Source organism: Roseobacter sinensis, assembly GCF_025755255.1.
In the GTDB taxonomy this organism is placed as follows: Bacteria; Pseudomonadota; Alphaproteobacteria; order Rhodobacterales; family Rhodobacteraceae; genus Roseobacter; species Roseobacter sinensis.
On the sequence record NZ_JALIEB010000020.1, the window covers coordinates 43,672 to 66,961 of the forward strand.

At 62.0% G+C, this 23,290-nt stretch carries 17 protein-coding genes; 14 read left to right on the top strand and 3 right to left on the bottom strand.

Annotated features, from left to right (window positions below):
* Window positions 1-35: 35 nt before the first annotated feature.
* Window positions 36-734 carry a sugar transferase gene (locus MUB52_RS20480; protein WP_263846011.1) on the bottom strand — a complete coding sequence of 233 codons (699 nt, stop codon included), beginning with the start codon at window positions 732-734 and terminating at the stop codon, window positions 36-38.
* 548 nt (window positions 735-1,282) lie between these two features.
* Between MUB52_RS20480 and MUB52_RS20485 the strand changes: the two genes are divergently transcribed.
* The 3 genes from MUB52_RS20485 to MUB52_RS20495 all read left to right on the top strand — a co-directional run bounded on the left by MUB52_RS20485 (window position 1,283) and on the right by MUB52_RS20495 (window position 4,601).
* Window positions 1,283-2,158, top strand: coding sequence for an ExeA family protein (locus tag MUB52_RS20485; protein ID WP_263846012.1), 876 nt, complete (start codon window positions 1,283-1,285; stop codon window positions 2,156-2,158).
* Entirely contained in the window at window positions 2,155-3,711 is a 1,557-nt protein-coding gene (locus MUB52_RS20490) for a GumC family protein (protein WP_263846013.1), read from the top strand. Before MUB52_RS20485 ends, MUB52_RS20490 begins: the two co-directional genes overlap by 4 nt.
* Window positions 3,712-3,773: 62 nt before the next feature.
* On the top strand, window positions 3,774-4,601 hold the full coding sequence (locus MUB52_RS20495; protein ID WP_263846014.1) for a tyrosine-protein kinase family protein: 828 nt from the start codon (window positions 3,774-3,776) through the stop codon (window positions 4,599-4,601).
* 54 nt (window positions 4,602-4,655) lie between these two features.
* On the opposite strand, the gene MUB52_RS20500 is transcribed toward MUB52_RS20495, so the two are convergent.
* Window positions 4,656-5,468, bottom strand: coding sequence for a polysaccharide pyruvyl transferase family protein (locus MUB52_RS20500; protein WP_263846015.1), 813 nt, complete (start codon window positions 5,466-5,468; stop codon window positions 4,656-4,658).
* Window positions 5,469-5,724: 256 nt separating this feature from the next.
* On the opposite strand from MUB52_RS20500, the gene MUB52_RS20505 reads away from it, so the two are divergent.
* From MUB52_RS20505 to MUB52_RS20555, 11 genes are all read left to right on the top strand, one after another.
* Window positions 5,725-6,846 (top strand): glycosyltransferase family 4 protein, encoded by a 1,122-nt coding sequence (locus MUB52_RS20505; protein ID WP_404818255.1) that lies wholly within the window; start codon window positions 5,725-5,727, stop codon window positions 6,844-6,846.
* A gap of 193 nt (window positions 6,847-7,039) precedes the next feature.
* Window positions 7,040-7,651: a polysaccharide biosynthesis/export family protein gene (locus MUB52_RS20510; protein ID WP_263846017.1), complete on the top strand. Its 612-nt coding sequence runs from the start codon at window positions 7,040-7,042 to the stop codon at window positions 7,649-7,651.
* A 12-nt stretch (window positions 7,652-7,663) separates the two neighbouring features.
* Window positions 7,664-9,043, top strand: a complete 1,380-nt coding sequence (locus MUB52_RS20515; protein WP_263846018.1) for a hypothetical protein — start codon at window positions 7,664-7,666, stop codon at window positions 9,041-9,043.
* Between the two features lie 42 nt (window positions 9,044-9,085).
* Window positions 9,086-9,781 carry a rhomboid family intramembrane serine protease gene (locus MUB52_RS20520; RefSeq protein ID WP_263846019.1) on the top strand — a complete coding sequence of 232 codons (696 nt, stop codon included), beginning with the start codon at window positions 9,086-9,088 and terminating at the stop codon, window positions 9,779-9,781.
* A gap of 574 nt (window positions 9,782-10,355) precedes the next feature.
* Complete coding sequence (locus tag MUB52_RS20525; RefSeq protein ID WP_263846020.1) at window positions 10,356-13,670, top strand: Ig-like domain-containing protein; 3,315 nt, start codon at window positions 10,356-10,358, stop codon at window positions 13,668-13,670.
* 104 nt (window positions 13,671-13,774) lie between these two features.
* Window positions 13,775-14,314: a VPLPA-CTERM sorting domain-containing protein gene (locus MUB52_RS20530; RefSeq protein ID WP_263846021.1), complete on the top strand. Its 540-nt coding sequence runs from the start codon at window positions 13,775-13,777 to the stop codon at window positions 14,312-14,314.
* A gap of 232 nt (window positions 14,315-14,546) precedes the next feature.
* Window positions 14,547-15,974, top strand: coding sequence for a mannose-1-phosphate guanylyltransferase/mannose-6-phosphate isomerase (locus tag MUB52_RS20535; RefSeq protein WP_263846022.1), 1,428 nt, complete (start codon window positions 14,547-14,549; stop codon window positions 15,972-15,974).
* Window positions 15,975-15,984: 10 nt separating this feature from the next.
* A complete protein-coding gene (locus MUB52_RS20540) occupies window positions 15,985-17,160 on the top strand; it encodes a nucleotide sugar dehydrogenase (protein ID WP_263846023.1) in 1,176 nt (391 codons plus the stop codon).
* Window positions 17,161-17,480: 320 nt separating this feature from the next.
* A complete protein-coding gene (locus tag MUB52_RS20545) occupies window positions 17,481-17,741 on the top strand; it encodes a spike base protein, RCAP_Rcc01079 family (protein WP_263846024.1) in 261 nt (86 codons plus the stop codon).
* Window positions 17,741-19,111, top strand: a complete 1,371-nt coding sequence (locus MUB52_RS20550) for a hypothetical protein (protein WP_263846025.1) — start codon at window positions 17,741-17,743, stop codon at window positions 19,109-19,111. The genes MUB52_RS20545 and MUB52_RS20550 overlap by 1 nt, the downstream gene beginning before the upstream one ends.
* Window positions 19,111-21,366 carry a PKD domain-containing protein gene (locus MUB52_RS20555; RefSeq protein ID WP_263846026.1) on the top strand — a complete coding sequence of 752 codons (2,256 nt, stop codon included), beginning with the start codon at window positions 19,111-19,113 and terminating at the stop codon, window positions 21,364-21,366. Before MUB52_RS20550 ends, MUB52_RS20555 begins: the two co-directional genes overlap by 1 nt.
* 141 nt (window positions 21,367-21,507) lie before the next feature.
* Here MUB52_RS20555 and MUB52_RS20560 read toward each other — a convergent pair.
* The coding region (locus tag MUB52_RS20560; RefSeq protein WP_263846027.1) for a phosphopantetheine-binding protein at window positions 21,508-23,290 on the bottom strand (1,783 nt) is incomplete at its 5' end.

Sequence of the window (23,290 nt, forward strand, 5' to 3'; positions counted from 1 at the left end):
GTGAAAGGGGCCCAGGCGTCGCGGCCGGGCGTGTCTCAGTAGCCGGTTCCGCGCAGAACCACGAAGACCGTCCGCCACAAAACCGCCACATCGGTCTTGAGGGACATCGCCCGCTCGTAGTTCGCGTCGTATTTTGCACGGTCGCTGAACTTGCAGTCGTTGCGGTCGGAGATCTGCCAGAAGCCGGTCACGCCGGGGCGCATGCGGTAGTAGCTCTGACCCGGGTAGAGCTCCTGTTGCGACACCATCATCGGCCGCGGCCCGACCAGGGACATGGAGCCGGTCAGGACATTGATCAGCTGCGGCAGCTCATCCAGGGATGTTTTGCGCAGGAAGCGTCCGATGCGCGTGATGCGGATGTCGTTCTTCAGTTTCTGCGTGGCGTCCCATTCGGCCCGCAGCTCGGGGTTCTTGCGCAGGTGCTCTTCGAAAACCTCATCCGCGTTGTGCACCATCGTGCGCATCTTGACGATCCGGAAGGTCTTGCCGTTCCGGCCGACCCGCAACTGCGTGTAAAACGGGGCGTGCCCGTCCAGAGCCACGAGAAACGCCATCACCAGGATGACGGGGGCGACAATGATGGCGCTCATCAGGACGAGGGTGACATCAAACAGCCGTTTCACGGTGTTCTTGTAGCAAAACAGAGGATCGGCTGGCGTGCTGGATGGAGCGTAGGTTGTTGCGGAGGGGCCCATCTCGATTTTCAATCGAGCATCATGGGTATCAAATGGCATCAATAACAACTCCCGATATTGAGGTCGGTCACCTGGTTAAGCACAAACATTTGGCGCAATTGCCGCACAACTTTCACATCACTGGGCACCCGCATTTGGACACCTCCCTACACTTAGAAGAAAATTGACTAAAACTCTAGCTGTCTCTTCGGTAGATCGATTTCTTGGTGAATTTTGCTCGAATTTGACGCAAGTTGTATGATGTTTGCTTGAAGCTTAGGTGAAACATCAACTTATGCGTGTACATCCGTGATCGAAATTCAACGAATGGGTGGCATGGTTGCCTAAAAATCAAGATGGCGCGCGAATCGGACGCCCATCACCCACGAAAGCAGCCTACAAGCGGTTCCCTATCAGTGCCGCAATTCATATGTATGGCGCGCGATGTGATGGCCCCGGAGGTGCGGTTTTGGATTCGCGCGTTGTTTCCGGTGCGTGTTAGATGTGCGATGATACGCTGGAAGGTTGAGTTAAGAGTGAGACGGTTTGAGGATATGGTCCGTATCGTTGCAGTGATCAAAAGCCTGTAGAAAAGGACATCTTGTTCAATGGTGGCAGAGCTTTACACATCGTTTTTTGGCTTCTCGGAGCGGCCTTTCACGCTCCTGCCGGATCCGGACTTCCTGTTCTGGTCGGACAGCCACAAGCGGGCGTATTCGGTGCTTGAGTACGGGCTGGCGACGCGCGCGCCCCTGACGGTCGTGACCGGCGAGATCGGCGCGGGCAAAACCACGCTGGTTCAGCACCTGCTGAGCACGCTGGACGATGACGTCACCATTGGCCTGATTTCCAACGCGCAGGGCGGGCGCGGCGACCTGCTGCGCTGGGTGCTCTATGCCCTGTCGATCGAAGCGATGGCGCAGGACGATTACATCACCCTCTTCCGGCGCTTCCAGGAATTCGTGCTGGATGAATACGCCAAGGGGCGTCACGTGGTGCTGGTGATCGACGAGGCCCAGAACCTCTCGGTGGAGGCGCTCGAGGAGCTGCGCATGCTCACCAACATCAACTCCAACAAGGACGAGCTGCTGCAGCTGATCCTGGTGGGGCAGCCGGAGTTGCGGGACATGATCGCGAGCCCCTATCTGGTTCAGTTCTCGCAGCGGGTGACGGCGACCTACCATCTCCAGCCGCTGGATCTGAAGCAGACGAAGGCCTATATCCAGCACCGCCTGATCCATGTGGGCGGCACGGGCAACGAGATGTCCTCCTATGCGATCAAGAGCATCTACGAAGAGAGCGGGGGGGTGCCCCGGCTGATCAACAAGTACTGCGATCTGGCGTTCGTCTATGCCGCGGCGAGCGAAAAGCGGATCGTCGGGATCGATCAGGTGCGCGAGCTGGTCGACGACGGCATCTTCGTGAAGATCCAGCCGGACAGCACGCTTGTGCTTGAAAACCCAATTTTCAAGGTTGCGGAATGATTAACGATCTCAAGTTCTACCTCAGGCTTCTGGTCCGGCGCTCGCCGGCCATGGTTGCGCTCTTCCTTCTGGCGGCCTGTATCGGCGTGCTGATGGCGCTGCGGTTGCCGCCGACCTTCTCGACCAGCGCGCAGTTGCTGGTCGAGAGCCCGCAGATCCCCGACAGCATGGTGCGCTCCACGATCGACGTCGATCCGCTGGAGCAGCTCGAGGTCATCCAGCAGCGTCTGCTGACCCGCGCGAATTTGCTGGATGTGGCGCGCAACAACAACATCTTCCCCAACCAGTCGGCGATGAACCCGGACGATGTGGTGGCCCAGATGCGGTCGCGGACGTCCATCAAACGCACCAGCGGGCGCAACCGCGCGACGCTCATGACCGTCGGCTTCAGAGGCGACAATCCGAACAAGGTCACCGGGGTCGTGAATGAATATGTGACCATCATTCTGTCCGCAAACAGCAGCTTCCGGGCCGAGCGCGCCGAAAACACGCTCGATTTCTTCCAAAAGGAAGTCTCCGACTTCTCGACGGAGCTCAACGAGATCAATGCGCGCATCGTGCAGTTCAAGAATGAAAACGCCGACGCTCTGCCGGAGAACCTCAACTTCCGGCTGGAGCGGCAGTCCTTTCTGCAGGAACGGCTGTCGCGGGCCGAGCGGGATCGCGATGCGCTGGTGGCGCAGCGCGAGAATATCAAACGGATCTTCCAGACAGCGGGCGCCCTGAACCCCGCTGCCGCCCAGCCGGCGCGGTCTCCCGAAGAGGCCGAGTTGCGCCGGCTGCAAAGCGAGCTGCGGTCGGCCCTTGGCGTCTATTCCGAGCAGAACCCGAAGATCAAACTGCTGCGCAACCGCATCGAGACGCTGACCGCCCAGATCGGCGTGCAGGCGCTCAATGACACGGCGTCGGATCTCAGCCCCGAGGAGCTGGCCGAGACACAGCGGGTGGAGGCTTTCGAGGTGTCCCTGGCCGAGATCGACACCCGCATCGAAACGATCGATGAAGAGATCGTGGACATCACCGCCGAGCTGGGGCGCCTTCAGGATACGATCGAGCGGACCCCGGCAAACCGGATTGCGCTCGACGATATGGAGCGGGACCGGGAAAATACGCGCAGCCTGTACAACAGTGCCGTGCAAGGGCTCTCGCAGGCCCGGACGGGCGAGCGGATCGAGCTGTCGGCACGCGGTCAGCGGATCACGGTTCTGGAGCCGGCCTCGGTGCCGCGGCGGCCGTCGGGCCCTAACCGGTCTGCAATCGCAGGCATGGGGGTCGCGATCGGGCTTGCCCTGGCGGGGGCGTTTTTCTTCCTGCTGGAGTTCATCAACCAGTCCATCCGCCGCCCATCCGAGATTGAAAATGCGCTGCAGATCACGCCTCTGATCACGATCCCGAGCTTCGAGCCTCCGGCGCGGCGCCGGTGGCGGCACATCCTGCTGCTGTCATCGACCGGGCTCGTCATCATATCCGTCCCGATCATCCTCTGGGCGGTCGACACCTATTACATGCCGCTCGATCTGGTCTTCCAGAAACTCAAGGACCTTGTGCTGTAGGGCCCCTGCTCTTGCGCCGGATCCTTTGGATGTCATCAATGCTTCACGGGTAGTCAGCTTTTATGGAAAAACTGCAAAAAGCGCTGAGCAAGGCTCGGCAGGAACGCGGCGAGGTGAAATCCGGCGTCAAACCCCATGCGCCCCGAACCCGCCTGGCGCGCTCCGAGCCGAGCGCCGTCGATCAGGCCTGGGCCGCGCTCACACCCTTCGAGCCGGATCCGCAGCTGCTGGAACGCAACACGATCCTTGCCCATACCGCACAGAAAGAGGCCGCCTCCTTCGATATTCTGCGCACCAAGATCTTCCTGACCATGCGCGAGAACGGCTGGAAACGGGTCGCCGTCACCTCGCCGGATTCAGGGTCCGGCAAGACGACGATCTCCTGCAACCTGGCAGCGGGGTTCTCGCGGCAGACCGAAGCGCGGGCCATGCTTCTGGATGCCGACCTGCGGATGCCGAGCATTGCCAGCCGGCTCGGATGCACGCCGGCGCATGATCTGTGCGACGTGTTGACCGGGCAGGTCCCGCCGCAGGAGCAGCTTCTGAGGTTGCGCGACAATGTGGCGATGTCGCTGTCTTCGAAACCGGTCAAGGACCCGACGAAGCTCTTGCTGTCCGACAAGGTGCCCAAGGCGCTCGACGATCTGCAGGCGCAGTTCGAACCGGATATCATGATCTTCGATTTGCCGCCCATGCTGCTGATCGACGACACCCGGGCCACGCTGGAGAATGTCGATTGCGCTCTGATCGTCGTGCGCTCGGAGCAGACGCATCTGTCGCGCCTCGACGTGTGCGAACGCGAAGTCGCCGAGTGCACCAATGTTCTGGGCGTCGTTCTGAACGATTGCCGGAACATCACCGAAGACGACAGCGAATACGGCTACGGCTGACCGGGTGGGTCATCGGGGCCGGGCCGCTGCAGCAGGGGGCGCGGGCCTTGGCCGTTACTGTTTGAACAGCTCGATGGGGCAGGCCGAGATCATCCGCTCCGGATCAAAGACCGGCGCAGGGTGATCCGGTGCCGAGAGTGCCTCGACGATCGTGTCATAGAGGGGCAGGTCGCTGCGGCCGGTGCCCTGCAGATAATCTTCGTATTTGAACAGGGGTTCCGCCGTGGACCGCAGCAGGCGGGCTTTCACGCCAAAGGCCTCTGCCAGAATGAAACCGTGCAGCGACGACGATACGACGATCTCGCTTTCATAGAGGTCCTTGAGCACGCGCCAGACCGGCGCGCGGGGGTTCAGCACCCGGCCCTCGCTGTGCCTGGCGGGCGCATCGTTCAGGTTGGGCACGAGGGTCATGCCGCCGCGCCCGGCCTGCCAGGCGGCCATCTGCTCCGGAAAGAGGGTCGGCACCAGCAGCCCGGGGTCACCATAGAGCTCCGGGACATCGAGGTCGCGCGCCTGGAGGAAGGCGCGTGTCTTGGGGCCGCGCACCATGCGCACGTCGAGCGTTGTGAACCTGTGCAGGGTGTCGTCGATCTTGCCGTTGCGCCCCGCGCCCCAAACCACATCCCCGTCGTTGGCGTAATGCAGGACAGAGCCCACGGACAGCAGTTTCCGGTGGCCTTCCGCGGCTTCGAACGACAGGCGTTGAGGCGCTGCAATATTCTGACGTTCAAGGATTTTTTCGACGACCATGGGCCCCAGAAGATCGCCAAAATTGTTCACCGGCGCATAGAAGGGCAACCGGCGGCCGATCCGCCCGCCGAACCGGCGCTTGATCGGATTCCAATGTGCAAGGGCGGGGCGGGTCATAGGCGCATATGTGCCGCACCGCCGTGGTGGAGAAAAGCGCTTTCTGTTCCTCATGCGCGGGTGCTTGCGCGCACCGTCTGGCCAAAGGTTGACGCCACCGGTGGTGCGACGCAAGAAAGGCGGGCCCGCACCCCGGTGAAAGCTGCAAGGAAGACCTCCGTATGACGCCAGACACACATGCGTTTGCCAGAGTGCAGCGGCCTTGGGGGGCGGGCTCTGCCGGGCAGGTATCCAGTGCGGTTGCGCGGTGCGCCGGGTGACGGGTTCCGCTGCCGGTCACATCGGCCCTCTGCATCAGGCGCATGCACGGCGGCAGCAGGGCCAGAAACTGCTGCGCGCGGCAGGCTGGAAGGCTCTGCACCCGCGCCGTCGATCAGTCTTGTACGGACCGGCGATCTTTGACAACCCCTATCAGACGCTGCTCTACAGCGCCTTTGCCAGCCGCGTCTCGGCTGCGGCGCCCGCACGGCTCAAGCTCTATCAGACCCTGGGGCTGGCCCAGGTGTATCATCTGCACTGGGACGAGTTTCACCTGACCCCGGGGCCCGGCGGGCAGGCCCCCTCTTACTGCGCTCGGCTCGAGGCGTTTCAGGCGCGGGGCGGCACGCTGGTGTGGACGGTGCACAACGCCGATGCCCATACCGAAATGGCCCCACAGACGCAGGCGCTGTTCGACGCGGGGCGGGCCTTTCTGTGCGCCCGGGCCGACGTGATCCATGTGCACAGCCAGCAGGCGCAGGATCTGATCCAAACGCGCTATGGGGCGGACCCTGCCAGAATCGTCGTGATCCCGCATCCCAGCTACCTCGGCTGGTATGCCCCGCCGGCGGATCCGGCGCAGCTTGCCGCGACGGGGCGATTTCTGGCCTTTGGGTTCTTCCGCGAGAACAAGGGGCTGGATCTGATCCTCGAGGGCCTGCGCCGTGCCGCCGAGACGGCGACGCTCGAAGGGGTGCATATTGCCGGGCGCGGCGCAGAACGGGTGCAGGACGCAGTGCTTCCGGGGGTGCCCATGCAGGTCTCGTCGGGGTTCATCCCGGATGCCCGGGTCGCCGAGATCTTCGGGGAGGCGGATTTCTGCATCTTCGGGTTTTCCAGCATTCTGACATCGGGCTCTGTGATGCTGGCCCTGACCTTCGGCACGGTGCCGATCCTGCCGGATCTGCCGGCGCTGCGCGACGTGCTGCCGGCCTCTCTGCGGCGGTTCTGCTATCGGGCGGGTGATGCCGAGGATCTGGCGCGCACCATCGCGGAGGCGGCGCAGATGCCGGCGGAGGCGGTGCGCGAGATGCGCCAGGCGGCGCTGGATGCGGCCCGGCGCCACGATCCCGAAACGATATCGGCCCGGCTCGAACGCGCGATCGAGGCTGTCTTTTGAGCACTGACCGAGAGGCGCGTGCGTCTGTGAATCCGCGCGATTATGGGCGGGATTCGGCCCGTTCTTGCCAAATCCCGTGTTATAAGGACAACATACCAGTACGGTGTCACCCGGCGGAGCACATTAACGTTCTACCGGATACGGGAACAGGTTATCGTTCGCGAGAAAAGCCAACACCAAATTGAGGCCCCAAATGAAAACCCTACTGGCAGCACTTTTCACCTTACTGTTTTCAGTTGTCGCCGTCAGCGCGCAGAGCAACTACCGTCTGCAGCCCGGCGATACGCTGGCCGTTGAGGTGCTGGAGGATTCCCTGCTCAACCGCTCGGTGCTGGTCCTGCCCGACGGGAGCATCAACTTTCCGTTTGCAGGCACCATTACCGCCGCCGGCCGGACCGTGGCCGACGTGCAAAGGGCCATCGCCGATGGAATCGCGGTGAACTTCGCATCGCCCCCCACGGTTTTTGTCACCGTCAGCTCCGTGCAGCCGGTTGATCCGGAGGTTGCCGCGGCCGCGACGGAAGAGACCATCAACGTCTACTTTGCCGGCGAGGTCGGCACACCCGGGCTGCGCCAGGTTCTGGCCGGGAGCACGTTCCTGCAGGCCTTTTCGCAAAGCGGCGGTCTGACGAATTTCGCCGCCTCCAAGCGGATTCAGTTGCGGCGGACCGACCCGCGCACCAATGAGCACCAGGTTTTCGAGATCAACTACCGTGCGATCTCGAACGGCGGCTCTTTCGAGCGCGACATCGTCTTGCAGGATGGTGATGTCATCCTCGTTCCGGAACGTAGGCTCTTTGAATAAGGGCGCAGGCCGTTGCGATACCCGTTGATTTCTTCGAAACACCGCAGGCTGGGCCTTGCGGGGGTTGCGGTCGTCGCCGTTGGCGCGCCGCTTTTTGGGCCGGTCATCGTGCTGGCGGATCCGGGCCTGCTGATGCGCTTCGATCTGTCACAACGGCTGGAGCACACCAGTGACGATTCAAACAGTGCGGATGACGGTCTTGAATCGATCACGCGCCTCGGGGTCACGCTGCAAAGCCTGACCAGCGCGCAGCAGCTGACATTCAGCACAAGTGCCGGCCTGTCCTACAACTTCGACAATTCCGGCGATACGGAGATCGACACGCCCTCGTTGAACCTCGGCTATGTCCGGACCAGCAAGAACGCGGAATTCACCTTCAACGGCAGTTTCCGGGAAATCGACCTCGAAGACAGCGCCTTTGTCGTCGACCCCACGACCAATGAGGTGGTGATCGATACCGGCGGGACCCGCACGACAACCGCCCTGAGCAGCGGGCTGACGCTGGGGCGCAGCGGTCCGGCCAGTCTCGAACTGGGGGTCAGCCACCGCGAGGTGGATTTCTCCGACACCAATGACACCAGCCTCAACGACAGCACGACAGACGCGTTCAACGCGACAGCACGGTTCCGGTTTTCGCCGCAGCTGACGGGGCGGTTGTTCGCGACATCTTCGGAGACCGATGAAGACGGCCCCGGGCAGGAAGACACCGAGCGCCAGACGATCGGGGTTGGCGCCGACTACCAGATCGATCGCCTGACCAACCTGTCGCTTGGCGTCTCCTACGAGGACAACGAGACCATCGAGGACAGCGGGATCACCCGCAACAGCGGCCTGGGGCTGGATCTCTCGGCCACCCGTGCGGTGACCAATGGCACCTATACGCTGGGCGTGTCCCAGTCGCAGACCGACAATGGGGTGCGGCGCCAGGTGCGGCTCGGCCGGACGCTGGAATGGCGTCAGACGGATATCTCCTGGAGCCTGGGCGCCACAAAGACGGAAGGGTTTTCGACGCAGCCCCTGCTGGGTCTGAACATCGACCAGACCATTGACAAGCTGTCGACGATCAGCGTGAGCCTCAGCCAGTCGGCCACGACCTCGTCCTCTGACGCTGAATCCGTTGCGACGCGCCTGTCGATCAACTACTTTCGGGAGCTGTCGAAACTGTCCTCGCTGAGCAGCGGCATCCAGCTGGTCGATGAGAATGTGCTGAACGGCACGTCGAGCGACGAATCCACAGTGCGGTTCAACGTGACCTATAATCATACGCTGGCGCAGGGCTGGAGCCTGTCCTCGGGGTATGTTTTCACCACGACGCGTCAGGACAATACGCCAGATGAAGACACCAGCGAGCTCTTTGTCAGCATCCAGAAAAGTTTCTCTTTACGGCCCTGACCGACAGCAGCTGTCGGAGATTGGCCATCTGGCAAGGAGAAGATGACCGCTCAGCATTCACGGTTCCCGCAGCTTCATGTCAAACCGGGTCGCGGTGTGCTGGTTGGCATCATCGTGCTGTGCTGCCTTGCCGAAGCCGCTCTGGTGCTGGGCGATGCCGGGGTGATCCCCGCGCCCCGGCTGCGCCAGACCGCCTATGAATATGCCGGGTTCTGGCCGGGTCTTCTGGGCGCCTGGACGGCGAACTACCCGCTCCAACCCTATGCGATGTTCCTCACTTACGCCTTTCTGCATGCGGGTGTGGTGCACCTGGCCGTAAACATGATGACTCTCTACAGCCTGGGGAACATCGTGGTGCAGCGTGTGGGCGCGAAAGGGTTCACTCTGCTCTACGTGCTCTCTGTTGTAGGCGGGGGCGCCGGGTTCGGCCTGATGGCGGACACGCTGCGCCCGATGGTAGGGGCCTCGGGTGGGCTGTTCGGTCTGGCGGGCGGCATTCTGGCCTGGAGCTATGTGGATCGCTTCACCGCGCGCGCGAAGCTTTGGCCGGTGGTCCGCGGGGCAAGCCTGCTGTTGCTGCTGAACGTGGTGTTGTGGTGGCTGATGGATGGTTTGCTGGCCTGGGAGACCCATCTGGGCGGGTTCGTCGCGGGTTGGATCGCAGCACTGCTGATCGATCCGCGGAGTGTCATAGAAGAATCGGACACAGGACCGGTTCAGGACGACGGAGACGACTGAAGATCCGGCGCCTTTGTGCGCAAAGCGGCTGGTCTATGTACGTTCGAGTATGTTTTTTTGGGCAGCAGAGCATGCGCGGCAGGCCAAGACTGTGCACAGCATCGTGTGAACGGGCAGCAAGAGTATGCCGGCCTTCTCGAAAAACATACGGCAGCGACCATTATTTATAAAATAAGATCAATATTTTAGACCTCATCTTGCGGGATTATGCGCGGACCGGCCCGGTCTGGCATAAAATTGCCGGGAAAAAGCAGCGCGTTTGCGTTTCCGAATGTTTCTTTCTATGCCACCCGTATATCGGGAGATGGATTCGGGTGTGTCTCCCAGAAAGAACGACGCGCTTCGCAGGGATACATACGTCAGGGCCAACTTAAACTGAGCGATAGGGCGCTCGGCTATCACATACCATCACAAGCGAAATGCCCATTGGGTCTGCACCCGATGTATTTCCCATGCTTTTGCCCAGCCTGCCTGCGCCGTTCCTCGAAGATAAACTGTCATGGTCTCTCGCTAGAGCGAGGGTCGTGGCGCAGAGAAATAGAAATAGAGACGTGCAGAGATACTTGAGGTCTTCATGAGCGATCAAACGCAAAACAGCATTTCCAACACGATCGAAGCGGTGCAGCTGGACGGAACGCTGAAAACGACTGTGACCGGAGGGCGCGTCACCACATTGGATTTGCCGGATCAGAACATTGTCGGTGTACGGGTTCTGGAAAATGCGGATTTCGGCAATGTCACGGTCAATCCGGACAATTCCCTGGCGCTTGTTCTGACCGGGATCAACAACAGCGAAACCGAGGCGCTGGATTTCGAGGTCGAGGTCGCTTACGCGAATGGCGGCACCTCCGTGAAGACTGTCAATGTCACCGTCGAGCCGCCGCTGCAGGACTCGGGCTGGGGCACGGGTGACTTCTACATGCTGGAGACCGATGCGCAGGGCGATCTGGTCATCGAGCACGGCGACAATCACCGCAAGGTCTATATTTCAGGCGATGAAAGCGCCTTGACCCTGGCCGAGATCGCGCAGGAAAACGGCCTCGACGTGAGCAAGATCACGGGAGAGTGGCTGGCTGACAACCCCGAATACGGCAGCACACCCGGCAAGGCGCTTGCCGCCGATGCCGGCATGGCGCTGTGGTATTCCATCAATGGGCTTCGTGAGGATGCGAATTCCAACTGGCTGCTGTTCGAGCGGGGCTATGACTATGGGGATGTGGGCCGGCTGATCCCGCGGGGCGCGCGCGGGGAATCCGAACTGCACCCGCAGGTCATCACGGCTTATGGTACCGGGGACCGGCCGGTGATCCAGTCCGAAGCCAACATGTTCCAGTCGCGCAACGAGAACATCGTGATCCAGGACCTCGATTTCCAGGAAGGGGTCAAGGCGTTCTGGGGTGAAAACGTCATCTTCGACAATGTCTCGGTCACCGGCGGCATTTTCAGCGTCAGAAGCATGGATGGGTTCACGCTGCGCAACTCCGAAGTCATCGATGTGGTGCGGGACGAGCCGATCAACAGCGCGGACGGGACCTGGGAGCAGGTGTCGAACCGCATCTCGGGCCTCTATGTCACGCTGAGCGACGGTGTGCTGGTCGACAACAACCTTCTGGATCACAATGGCTGGGAAGAGGGCTACGATTACAATGTCTCGACCGATGCGGGCCAGCCCCCCAGCTTCTACAGCCACAATGTCTATATTCAGTCGGCCAATGACGACGTCACCTTCAGCAACAACATCAATATGCGCGGCGCCTCCTTCGGGGCGCAGATCCGGTCAGGAGGATTCATCGAGGACAACATCTTCCTCGACAACAATGCGGCGCTGAGCACATTCGGCGGGAACTTCGACAATCAGGGCTATACCGCAAACTACTCGCTCATTGCCGATAACCTCGTGGTGTCCGCAGGCCACAAGCGGGTTGCCGAAAAGGAAGGGGCCTTGTCCCTCGGTATCGGGGCCTACGGGCAGACCCCGACGCTGGTCGACAACATCATCACCCACCTGGCCGATCCCAACAACCCGGCGGAGCAGGCGGAAAAGACCGACACCAACAGCCCGCTGAAAACCAGCGTCAATGCCGAAGCGCCGGTTTTTGACGATACGATCATCTACAACTGGCTTGGAGATATCGCGCGCAAGAAAAACGGGCCCAACAACACCAATGTCGAAGGGCTCGACCCGGCGGTTCTGGATCAGACCACGATCCAGAAATTTGCGGCCCAGGTGCTCAACAAGCCCAATGCGACGATCTCCGATCTTGCCGATTATCTGCGGGCGAATGCGGATGGCTCCGGCAGCAATGCGGTCGATGCCGATATGATCCTTGCATACTTCCAGAAGAGTTTCGGCATTGCCCAAGAGGCCCGGACCGACGATGAGGTCGTGCGGTTCGTGCCCAATGCGATCGGCGACGGTGTGCGCTGGGACAACCGTCTCAACTGGAGCACGGAGGATCTGCCGGGCAGCGTTGCGGGCGACAGCGTGGCCTTGGCCGGCAACTGGGTGAACTACGCCGGCACCACGACCCTCAAGGGGCTGGACCTGGGGCAGGGCGGGCGGCTCGCGATCTCGCAGGGTCATCTCGAGGTCACCGGCGGGATCACCGCCGATATGACCGGCCGGATCACCATCGACCGCGCCGGGCAGCTGTGGGCCGCCTCGTACCGTGACAGCGATCTGCTCGATCTCGATATCGATGGCGGGCGCTTTGCCAATACGGGTGTTTTCGAAGGGCGGGCCGATATCGATATTTCGGACAATGCCCAGGCCATTCTCGCAACCGATGGCGCGCGGTTCGTGCTGGGCAGCACAAGCAGCCTGAGCATCGAGGGCAGCGACGCCAAGGTCGGTTTCGATGGCGACAGCACCCAGCAGGCCAGCCTGAGCTTCGCATCCGGATCGGAACTGCGCTTCGTGGCCGATGCCGACGGGCTGGGCAGCATCACCGAATTCCGCAGCGGTCACTTCAGTGCCGGGACCGATGTCCGCTCGGCCGTCGATATCGACGGGGCGCAACTGGAACTCGATCTGTCACAGCTGACCGCGACCTTGAGCGGGGCAACCACCCTGATCGAGGCGGATGAGCTCACCGGCCGGTTTGCCTCCGTCAATGTGACGGGACTTGCCAACGGGAAGGATGCGTTCCTGACCTACAACTATGCCGCTGACGAGATCACCCTGCGGCTGGGTGTCAGCCAGGGGGACGGCGGCAAGCTGTTCATCTCCGAGATCCAGGAAGACAACGGTCCGGTCAATACCGCGCCCGAGGCCGTCAACGACGCCTATTCAACGGCCTTCGACACCAAGCTGGTCGTGGGGGCCCAGCAAGGGGTGCTGTCCAATGACAGCGATGTGGACGGCGACACGCTTCTGGGGCAGGTCCTGACAGGACCCAGGCACGGCACGCTCACCCTCTCGGCGGAGGGCGGGTTCGAATATACCCCCGAGCGCGCATTCAGCGGCACCGATACCTTCACCTACGAGGTCTCCGACGGGTCCGGTGGGGTCGATACGGCGACGGTGGAGATCACGGTGGAGGATCCGGTCGATCAGGGGCCGAGCCTCGTGCTCGGCACCGACGGCAACGATTATCTGACCGGCACCGATGCGGATGAGGTTCTGCGCTCCTTCGGGGGTCGTTCGGATGTTCTTGCGGGCGGCGCGGGGGCCGATGTCTTCGATTTCTCGAGCTCGGTCGGCAATGGCGTGCGGGAGACGCGCACCATTCGCGACTTCGAGGTTGGAATCGATTCTATCGATCTGGGCGATCACGAGGTCGCATCATTTCGCGTTATGGGGCAGAGCCTCTACATCACTCTCGACCCTGAGTTGGATATGCTGATCCTGAATGGCGTCACGACACTCGACGACAGCTACTTTATCTGAAAAGCGCGCCGATCTTTGTTGTCTGGAGGCCGATCTGTAAATATGCTCTGGCCTCATAGTTAACGTGTGCCGAGTGATCTCGACATAACCAGTTAGGATTTAAAATGCGCTCTTTAGGTTATGCGGTTTTGGCCGCCCTCATGATGTTTGTCCCGGCGACAGCCAAGGCAGCTCTGCTCGATCTGAACTCGTTCGGATATGAAAGGGCAGCGGTCGTAACCGAAGCCACTCCGGCGACAATCAGCATTTTCGGAGGCGCTCTGCTGTTTGCGAATGATCCAGCCTCCATCCTGCAGATCAACAGTTTCGATCTCACCGATCCGGCCCAGGCCGCCTTTGTCCTGTTTGGCGCAGGCGAGCTGAGCAGCAGTCTTGCGGGTGCCGATGCGCAGGCGGATATGACCGGGACGATCCAGTTCCTGTTCCGGAACGTCACCGGTATCGGTGAGTTCGCTGCCCTGGACGGCCGCACCATTCTGGCAGAGCTTTTCGGGACCGGCATCTCGCTGACCGGCGATCATTTCGTCACCGACGGCACCTTGCGCCTCACCGCGCTGCGTCCGGTCGCTGCCGTGCCGCTGCCGGCGGCGGGCCTGATGTTGCTTGTGGGCCTGTTCGGAATGGGCGTGCTGCGGCGCCGATAAAAGAGGCAGGACCGCCGATTATCTGACCCGGCCCGGCCGCGGCAGCACTGCTGTGGCCGCACAGTCACCCGCAGTCTTTTACAAGTTTGTGAAACTCTTGCCACTCTTCTACTTCAAGTGGCAAAGCTCTTGCGGACCTTTGCAGGGATGACGTAAGGGATTTCTGTGTTTTGAGCCTTCTGCCACGCTTGAAGCGCATGTGTTGCGAGGGATTCCAAGCGAAGGGTAATCAATGTCAGGCGTTTATCCGATCTTGTTGTGCGGTGGCTCAGGAACGCGGCTTTGGCCCTTGTCCCGCAAGTCTTATCCCAAGCAGTTTTCCAAGCTGACCGGAGGGCAGAGCCTGTTTCAGGCCTCGGCACAGCGCCTGTCCGGCCCGACTTATGAAGCGCCGATCATCGTCACGGCGGATGATTTCCGCTTCATCGCCGCCGAGCAGCTGGCCGGTGTCGAACAGGCCGCCAAGGCCATCCTGATCGAGCCCGAAGCGCGCAATACGGCACCTGCCGTCCTGTCCGCGGCCGTGTGGCTGGCGCAGACGGATCCGGAGGCCGTGATGCTGGTGGCGCCGTCCGATCATGTCATTGCGGATGCAGAGCAGTTCCGCGCCGCCGTCGACGCGGCCCTGCCCGCCGCCCAAGGGGGTGCGATTGTCACCTTCGGCATCACCCCGACCCGTCCCGAGACCGGATATGGCTATCTGGAGCTGGCCGCCGGCGCCAGCACGGAAGCCACCGTGCCGCAGGATCTTGCGGGGTTCGTGGAAAAGCCCGATGCCGCGCGGGCCGAAGAGATGTTGGCGCGGGGTGGGTTTCTGTGGAATGCCGGGATCTTCCTGTTCTCGGTCCGCACCATCCTGGCCGCTTTTGAGACCCATGCGCCCGAGATCCTCGCCGGCGTGCGTGCGGCCGTGGCCGATGCAAAGAGCGATCTGGGCTTCACCCGGCTGGCCTCGGACGCTTGGGCGCAGCTTGAGGATATCTCGATCGACTACGCCGTCATGGAGCGGGTCGAAAACCTGATGGTCATGCCCTATCCGGGGGCCTGGTCCGATCTGGGCAGCTGGGAGGCGGTCTGGCTGGAGAGCGATCCTGACACATCGGGCAATGTCTGTTCGCAGAATGCGACAGCAATTGACTGTCGCGACACCCTGCTGCGCAGCGAGGCGCCATCGCTCGAGCTTGTCGGCATCGGACTGGAGGATATGACAGTCGTGGCGATGCCGGATGCGGTGCTGGTCGCCCGCAAATCCGACGGCCAGCGCGTCAAGGAAGCCGTGGCGGCCCTCAAGGAAAGACAGGCCAAGCAGGCCGTGGAGTTCCCCGTGGATCACCGGCCGTGGGGCTGGTTCGAAAGCCTGGTGATTGCCGGCCGGTTCCAGGTGAAACGGATCGTGGTGCACCCGGGCGCATCGCTGAGCCTGCAAAGCCACCACCACCGGTCCGAACATTGGATCGTCGTGGAGGGCACCGCGAAGGTCACCGTCGATGACGAGGTCAAACTCGTGACCGAGAACCAGAGCGTCTACATCCCGCTGGGGGCCGTGCACCGGATGGAAAACCCCGGGAAGGTGCCGATGGTTCTGATCGAAGTGCAAACCGGCAGCTATCTGGGGGAAGACGATATCGTGCGCTATGAAGATGCCTATGCCCGCAGCTGATGGACACAACATGACCGGGCAGAAGATCGCGGTCGCCGGCATCGGTTACGTGGGGCTGTCGATTGCCGTCCTGCTGGCCCAGAAGAACCGGGTCACAGCGGTTGATATCGATCCGGTGCGGGTGCAGCAGCTGAATGCGCGCCAGAGCCCGATCGTCGACCCCGATGTCGACAGCTACCTCAAGACCAGAGAGCTTGATCTCTCGGCCACGACGGATGGCGCCGCGGCATATCGCGAGGCGGATTTCGTGGTCGTGGCGACCCCGACGAATTACGACCCGCAAACCAACTTCTTCAATACATCCTCGGTCGAGGCTGTGGTGCGGGAGGTGAAGGCAGTCAACTCCGATGCCACGATCGTGCTGAAATCGACGATCCCGGTGGGCTATACGGAGACGCTCAATGGCGACATCGACGGCTCGCGGGTGATCTTCAGCCCCGAGTTCCTGCGCGAAGGCAAGGCGCTTTACGACAATCTGCATCCGTCGCGCATCGTCGTCGGAGAGGTCTCGGAGCGCGCGAGCCGCTTTGCCGCGCTGTTGCAGGAGGGCGCGATCGCGCGCGATATCCCGACGCTCTTTACCTCCTCGTCGGAGGCGGAAGCGATCAAGCTGTTTGCCAACACCTATCTTGCGATGCGCGTGGCCTATTTCAACGAACTCGACAGCTATGCGCTGGTCCATGGCATGGACAGCCGCAATATCATCAAGGGGGTCGGGCTGGATCCGCGGATCGGCGAGCATTACAACAACCCCTCGTTCGGCTATGGCGGCTATTGCCTGCCAAAGGATACCAAGCAGTTGCTGGCCAACTACCAGTCGGTTCCGCAGAACCTCATGCAGGCGATCGTGGATGCCAACCGGACCCGCAAGGATTTCATCGCCGAGCAGATCCTGGCCCGCAATCCGAAATGCGTGGGCGTGCACCGGCTGGTCATGAAGGCGGGGTCCGACAATTTCAGACAAAGCTCCATCCAGGGCATCATGAAGCGGTTGAAGGCCAAAGGGGTCGAGGTCGTCGTCTACGAGCCCGAGCTCGATGCGGTGGATTTCTTCGGTTCGGAACTGATCCACGATCTTGACCGTCTGAAAGAGGTCTCGGACATCATCCTGACCAACCGTCAGTCGGCGGATCTGGCGGATGTGGCGGAGAAAGTCTTTACCCGCGATCTGTTCGGGTCCGACTGAGCGTCAGGCCAGCCGTGACCGATGCGGTGCGACGGTCAGGCCGCGCACCGGCAAATCCGTTCCTTTCCGGCCCGGTCATCGTCTGTGCCAGGCGCCGGGTGGGCGGGGCAGCGCGCGCTGCATATCTCTTTTCTTAAACTTGCTGGTGGATAGATAGCGGCGATCGCGACGGGGCTCCCGAAACGGAGTGCCACGACAGGAGCATTGAAATTCCATGCACCGGCGCAGTTCCCGCTGCTGCCAAAAGACCCTCACATATCTGGCACTCTGGTTTTGCGTGTTCGGAACACACACTCGCACCAAACGAGAAGGACGAAGACATGACCGACAAGTTCAACAGTCACACAGCGGGCCTCTCGAGCCCCCCCGCCAATCTGATCGCCGTCACGCCAAGCGATGACACGGACCTGCCGATGGCAAGCCGGTGCATCAACGTCTCCGGGGGCGGGGCCGTGCGGGTCACCACCATTCATGGCGACACGGCCACCCTTTTTGTCGCGGCCGGTGTCGTGTTCCCCATTCGGGCGCAGCGTATCCACGCGACGGACACCACGGCGACAGGCATTGTGGTGATGTACTGATGAGCGATATTTCGGTTGGGTGCGGCTTCTCGGGGTCGGGCCAATTCCCGGTGCTGCCCGTGCCGGAGCCGCAGGTCGTGTTCCGCGCCCTGCAGCCTCTGACCAGCACGCGGCTTCACGACAAGCAGGCCGTGCGGGATATGGCCAATTACGCGGATCTGGTTGCGCCCTCGAATTTCACCTCGACAGCGGGCCCGATCGACAGCGTACAGGTTATCTTCACCGGCGATGCGGTCTCGGCCGACGCACCTCTCTCCGAGGGCGATCAGGCGGGATACTCCGTGATCGTCACGGACAGCGATGGCAATACGGCGAGTTTTTCCGCGCCCATCATTCCGGTGGAATACGCGGTCCGGTTGATCGTCACCGGAGACGCCGAGATCGAGGTCGACCGCAACCCGATTGCGGTTTCGGGAATGTTCTCGCTGGATTTCACCGGTTCGGATGCGCCCTGGACCGATGTCTATCAGCTCGATCTGGCCGACTACGTCAGCCGCCCCGTCATTCTGGCCACAGCGCCGATTACGGGTGTGCCGGCGATTGGCGAGGTGCTCGACGCCTTGCCCGGGCTGGCCATTTCGGAAGGTGCGGATGGTGTCGAGAGCCGGAGCTACCAGTGGTACAGCTTTGAGACCGCGACCCAGACGGCAGACGACCGCGCGCCCATATCCGGTGCGACAGCACAAAGCTATACGGTGCAGCCAGGGGATGCAGGTCGCACGCTGCTGCGCGGTGAACGCGCGATCGACAGCCGAGGGAGCAGCTCCGAGGCCTTCACGGCGAGCGTGTCGGTCACGGCGGTTCCGGTTGGCGTCACCGATACCTTCACGGACCCCGATGGCACGCTTCTCGACGCACATACACCCGACATCGGCGGCGCATGGAGCGCGGTCTCTGCCGTTGACACGGTTCCCGTGATCTCCAGCAACCGGCTGCTGGCCAATACCAGCCGGGGCGGCGGCACTTACTACATGCTCGATGCGATCACGGCAGCGGATGTGCAGATTTCAGCCGATATGTTTTACGGCCCGACCTCCGGTGCCGGCGGGCTGACGGCCCGGGTCAGCGGCTCCGGATCCACCTTGTCGGGATATTACGGGCGGCTCAATTTCACGTCGGGTGTGCTGCAACTCTATGTGATCGTGAACAATTCGCTGTCGCTGATCGGAGAGGCAGCCTCATCCGACATGACAACCGGCGTGGGCCGTCTGGCCCTGCGCTGTGTCGGACCTGTCATAGAGGTGATCTGGAACGGCACAGTTGTTATCTCCAGAACGAATACTTCCATTGTAACACCGGGATATACCGGGATTGGCCATTATCGCGGCAATATGCTGCAGTGGGACAATTTCAACGTAGAGGTCTTGTGATGTCTGGACGGCGCGGATTTATCTCTGGTTTGCTCTCGGGCACGGCTGTCACGATCATTCTTGGCAGCTCGACAGCTGCGGTTGCCCAGTATCAGGCTCCTTTCCCGATCCAGGGTCTTGTGGGTCTGTCGCAGGCTCAGTGGTCTTTGATCCCTGAACCAAGCCTGACGGGGGATACGGCGATTGTGGATATCACGGAGTTGCCCGAATATCCCCTGGGCTATCAGCCCGAAGCCTTCCGGGTACGTGTGAACGGCGGCGCACCGGTCACGCTGCCCTTTGCCAAGCGCACGAACAAGCCGCGCCACATCCGCATTCCGTCCAGCGGCACGGCAGCGGTTGAAGTGGCCATCGTCTGGCGCTCGGAAGAGGACAGGGCGACCAATGTCGAAAGTGTCTGGTCGGACGCCAAGACGGTCGAACCGATGACGACCTCCACGCCCAGCATTATCATCAGCAGCACCCGCACAACCGGCACGGCGCCTGCGGGGTTCATGTTCGTGGCAGAGGTCAATGGCTTTGGGGTGCTGAATCCGTCGCAGGATCTGCACTGGAAGTGGACCTATGACGACCCCGGTTCCGTCCACAAGCGGATGCGGCCCGAGTATGTGGCTGTGCATGGCAACGATGCCAATGTGTCCTACGATCACGTGGGCGCCCATACCTTCGAAAGACCCGGCACCTACAGGGTCCGGCTGACCTGTACGGACCGTGACGGCAACAGCGTCACCTCCGACCCCTACCTGATCACCGTCGAGGATCCGGATGTCGTGTTTGCCGGTGCGAATACCATCGTGATCGCGCCGAGTGGCATGCAGAATATCGGACCGAGCGGTGCGCGGTATTTTGTCAGCCCGGCCGATGCCAGAAGCGCCTGGACCCAGTCGACGGGCCGGTACCGGCTGCTTCTGGAGCGGGGCTACAGCTATGAGCTCTACCAACAGCTCAATCGTCCGGCAGAGCTGCAGATTGGACCGTGCGGCTTCGGCCGGGACCCGCTGATCACCGAACGCATGCCGCTGACCTATGGCAACGGGGATGAGGCGGGATACTCCGTCTGGGGGCTGCAGTTCGATGACGGGTACGATCCGTCCAATCCCGAAGCCGGCTCCGGCACCCAGGGCGTCTACAACGCCATCGACATCGGCGTGCAGGATCTGACCATCCACGACTGCGGGTTCAGCGGCTTCAACGTGCCGATCCAGCCGTCCGACAACAAGCGCTGGATCATGTCGAGCACAGAAGTGACGAACTGGTCCAATTTTGGCATGTTCCAGAGCGTCAGCATCGAACATGCGATAGTCGGCTGCACCATCGTCCAGAACCCGCTTGCGATCCGCAAGGGCGACGGCAAGAGCTACGCGCACCCGATCTATGCGGATCACGGCCCGTACCGGACGAACTACAACCGCGGCGACTGCGCCGTGATCCAGAGCGATCTCTTCTCCAGTGTGAACTGGGCGGGCGATACGGTCATCCAGATCTGCATGCGGGTCAATGCGGTCGGCGACGAGGGCTATGCGATGAACATCAGCCAGTGCAAGACCGAAGGCGGCGCGCTCTATATCGGGCCGACCGCCGGGGACGACGGCTCGCCCTGGATGGATATCAAGGTCAGTAAGCACCATCACGTCACCGCCTGCAGTGCGATGACGGCGATCGCCATCGGCAATGCGTTGATGGAAAACTGCATCGTGGTCTGTGGGGCCGATCCGTTCGAGGGGCTGGCCTTCTCGCAGTATGTGAACGTGCGCGACACGTTCAATGGGTTCTCTACTGGCGTAGAAAATACATCGAGACCCTTCATTCGAAAGCGTCCGGACAAGGGGCTGGGCTCCGAGTTCACGGTGCGCTGGCGGAATATGACGATCATCGACCTGCGCGCAGCGGCGGATATTCCCTCCGATTTCCAGCCCACCCGCGCTGCGGACTTCCAGCTGATTGCCAATGACAACCTGATCCATGCGCCAAACGGGCAAGGGCCTGTTGCCAACCTCGATCTCTCGCAGGCCTTCACGCCGCGCTATGTGGGCCGTCTGGTCTACGGGGAAAACGGCAACGCGTTGCAGACGGAATATTCGAACGCGGGCAACGGGCTCATGGGGGTGCCGTTGGCCGACTGTCCGGCCATCGGGGCTGCCACGGGCGAGACAGCCCTGGATGATTTCACCGGACAATTGCGGCGCGACACGGTGGCGGGCCTGGCGCGCACCACATACTCGCAAGGGGCCTGGGAGCCGGCGCTCGAACGCTGAAGCACCTCGGAGCGGGCGGGCGGTGGCTTTGCGGCAAGATCGGGCGTTACTTGAGGCGAAACTTTTGGAACCAGGTCGCCAAGGCCCCGGACCCCGCCTGCGCTAAGACATGCGGGGCCGCGGCTGGGGCCGCTGCGCCCTTCACCGGATCAGGAATTTCATCAGGCGCTGATAGCCCAGCCCGAGCGCAACCAGGAAGACGGCGAGCGGCACAATCAGCCCAAGCGCATCGGACATGCCCAAGTTGACCAGAACGGCCTTGGCCGGGATCACCACCTCATGGCCCACGAAGATGGGCAGGGCGAGGATACCGCTGGCGATGGCAAAGCTGTTCCCGAGCCGCAGGACAGAGCCGTGTCGCGCCACACCGCGGTTGAGCGCGCAGAAGGCGGCAATGATCCACAAGGTCAGCCCGGCATAGATCATCAGGTGCCAGGGATACACGAGCCCGAAATCGCTCAGCCCGGGCAGGGCGCGCACCTCATAGAGCATGACAAATCCAAAGATGATCAGCACGGTGCCATAAAGCAGCATGTCCTTCGCGATCCGGGGACGATGGTGGAATTGACGCAGCAGGAGCCCCATGACGACACCGACCATCACATAGGATGTCATGTGGAAATAGCCGTATTTCGCGGTCAGCAGGATTTTGGCCAATTCCAGCACACCACCGGGCTTCAAAGGTGCAATCGTTGCCGACAGTCCCTCGTGGATCAGCAGGCAGATGGCGCCGATGGTTAGGGCCGTCAGCACCCTGTCCGGCCCGATCTGAAGCAGGCGCATCAGCAGCGGCATGGTCAGCATCGCCAGCGCGTAATAGGCGATGGCGGAATAGAACATGAAGGACACCGAGTATGCGTCGTCCAGCCCGGAGCCGGTCAGCAGGCTCAGCAGCCGGAACAGCGCCATGAAGAGGACACCTCCCAGGATGAGCCGGGTGTTGAAGCGGTTCCCCTTGAGAAATTGCGCCGGATTCTTGGCATAATGATAGACCCCCAGCGCCCCGATCCCCAGCCCGAAGACCATGGCAAACCCAGGCGTGCCGTAGCGCAGCGCCGGGTAGAGCATATCGTAGATCCAGATCGCCTCCTGCGAGATGCGCTCCAGCGCGCCGGGCAGCCAGTGCACGACCACGACCCAGAGGATCAGGACACCCCGCGTGGCGTGGACTGCATTCATCATTTCCGGGAAGGTCAGCCCGCCGGCCTCGGGGGCGGATGCGGCCGGCGCAGGCATTGGCTGTACCGGTGCGGCCGGGGGGGCCGCTGCCGGGGGCGGGGCGGCTGTGCCTCCTCCCGCAGCGGTGATCTCCGCAATCGTCTTGCCATCGAAGATCATGCGTGCGGTGTCTGGATCGAGGCCAAGCGCCTCCATCCGCATGATGACCGTCAGCGCCGAGAGGCTGTCGCCACCCAGATCGTAGAAACTCTCGTGGATCGAAACCTCCGGCACGCCCAGCACTTCCGCCCAGAGCGCCTGCAGCTCGGCGGCGCGCGGATCGGCCGAGGTGTCGGCCGGCGCAGTGGTCACAGGGGTTGCCGCCGCCGGAACGGGGTGTTGCGGCGCACCGGCGCCGGTGATCTCCGCAATCGTCTTGCCATCGAAGATCATGCGTGCGGTGTCTGGATCGAGGCCAAGCGCCTCCATCCGCATGATGACCGTCAGCGCCGAGAGGCTGTCGCCACCCAGATCGTAGAAACTCTCGTGGATCGAAACCTCCGGCACGCCCAGCACTTCCGCCCAGAGCGCCTGCAGCTCGGCGGCGCGCGGATCGGCCGAGGTGTCGGCCGGCGCAGTGGTCACAGGGGTTGCCGCCGCCGGAACGGGGTGTTGCGGCGCACCGGCGCCGGTGATCTCCGCAATCGTCTTGCCATCGAAGATCATGCGTGCGGTGTCTGGATCGAGGCCAAGCGCCTCCATCCGC

Excerpts from the sequence above, each read along its gene's own strand:
- MUB52_RS20480 (WP_263846011.1), bottom strand. The coding sequence starts at position 734 with ATGCCATTTGATACCCATGATGCTCGATTGAAAATCGAGATGGGCCCC.
- MUB52_RS20485 (WP_263846012.1), top strand. The coding sequence starts at position 1,283 with ATGGTGGCAGAGCTTTACACATCGTTTTTTGGCTTCTCGGAGCGGCCT.
- MUB52_RS20490 (WP_263846013.1), top strand. The coding sequence starts at position 2,155 with ATGATTAACGATCTCAAGTTCTACCTCAGGCTTCTGGTCCGGCGCTCG.
- MUB52_RS20495 (WP_263846014.1), top strand. The coding sequence starts at position 3,774 with ATGGAAAAACTGCAAAAAGCGCTGAGCAAGGCTCGGCAGGAACGCGGC.
- MUB52_RS20500 (WP_263846015.1), bottom strand. The coding sequence starts at position 5,468 with ATGACCCGCCCCGCCCTTGCACATTGGAATCCGATCAAGCGCCGGTTC.
- MUB52_RS20510 (WP_263846017.1), top strand. The coding sequence starts at position 7,040 with ATGAAAACCCTACTGGCAGCACTTTTCACCTTACTGTTTTCAGTTGTC.
- MUB52_RS20520 (WP_263846019.1), top strand. The coding sequence starts at position 9,086 with ATGACCGCTCAGCATTCACGGTTCCCGCAGCTTCATGTCAAACCGGGT.
- MUB52_RS20525 (WP_263846020.1), top strand. The coding sequence starts at position 10,356 with ATGAGCGATCAAACGCAAAACAGCATTTCCAACACGATCGAAGCGGTG.
- MUB52_RS20530 (WP_263846021.1), top strand. The coding sequence starts at position 13,775 with ATGCGCTCTTTAGGTTATGCGGTTTTGGCCGCCCTCATGATGTTTGTC.
- MUB52_RS20535 (WP_263846022.1), top strand. The coding sequence starts at position 14,547 with ATGTCAGGCGTTTATCCGATCTTGTTGTGCGGTGGCTCAGGAACGCGG.
- MUB52_RS20540 (WP_263846023.1), top strand. The coding sequence starts at position 15,985 with ATGACCGGGCAGAAGATCGCGGTCGCCGGCATCGGTTACGTGGGGCTG.
- MUB52_RS20545 (WP_263846024.1), top strand. The coding sequence starts at position 17,481 with ATGACCGACAAGTTCAACAGTCACACAGCGGGCCTCTCGAGCCCCCCC.
- MUB52_RS20550 (WP_263846025.1), top strand. The coding sequence starts at position 17,741 with ATGAGCGATATTTCGGTTGGGTGCGGCTTCTCGGGGTCGGGCCAATTC.
- MUB52_RS20555 (WP_263846026.1), top strand. The coding sequence starts at position 19,111 with ATGTCTGGACGGCGCGGATTTATCTCTGGTTTGCTCTCGGGCACGGCT.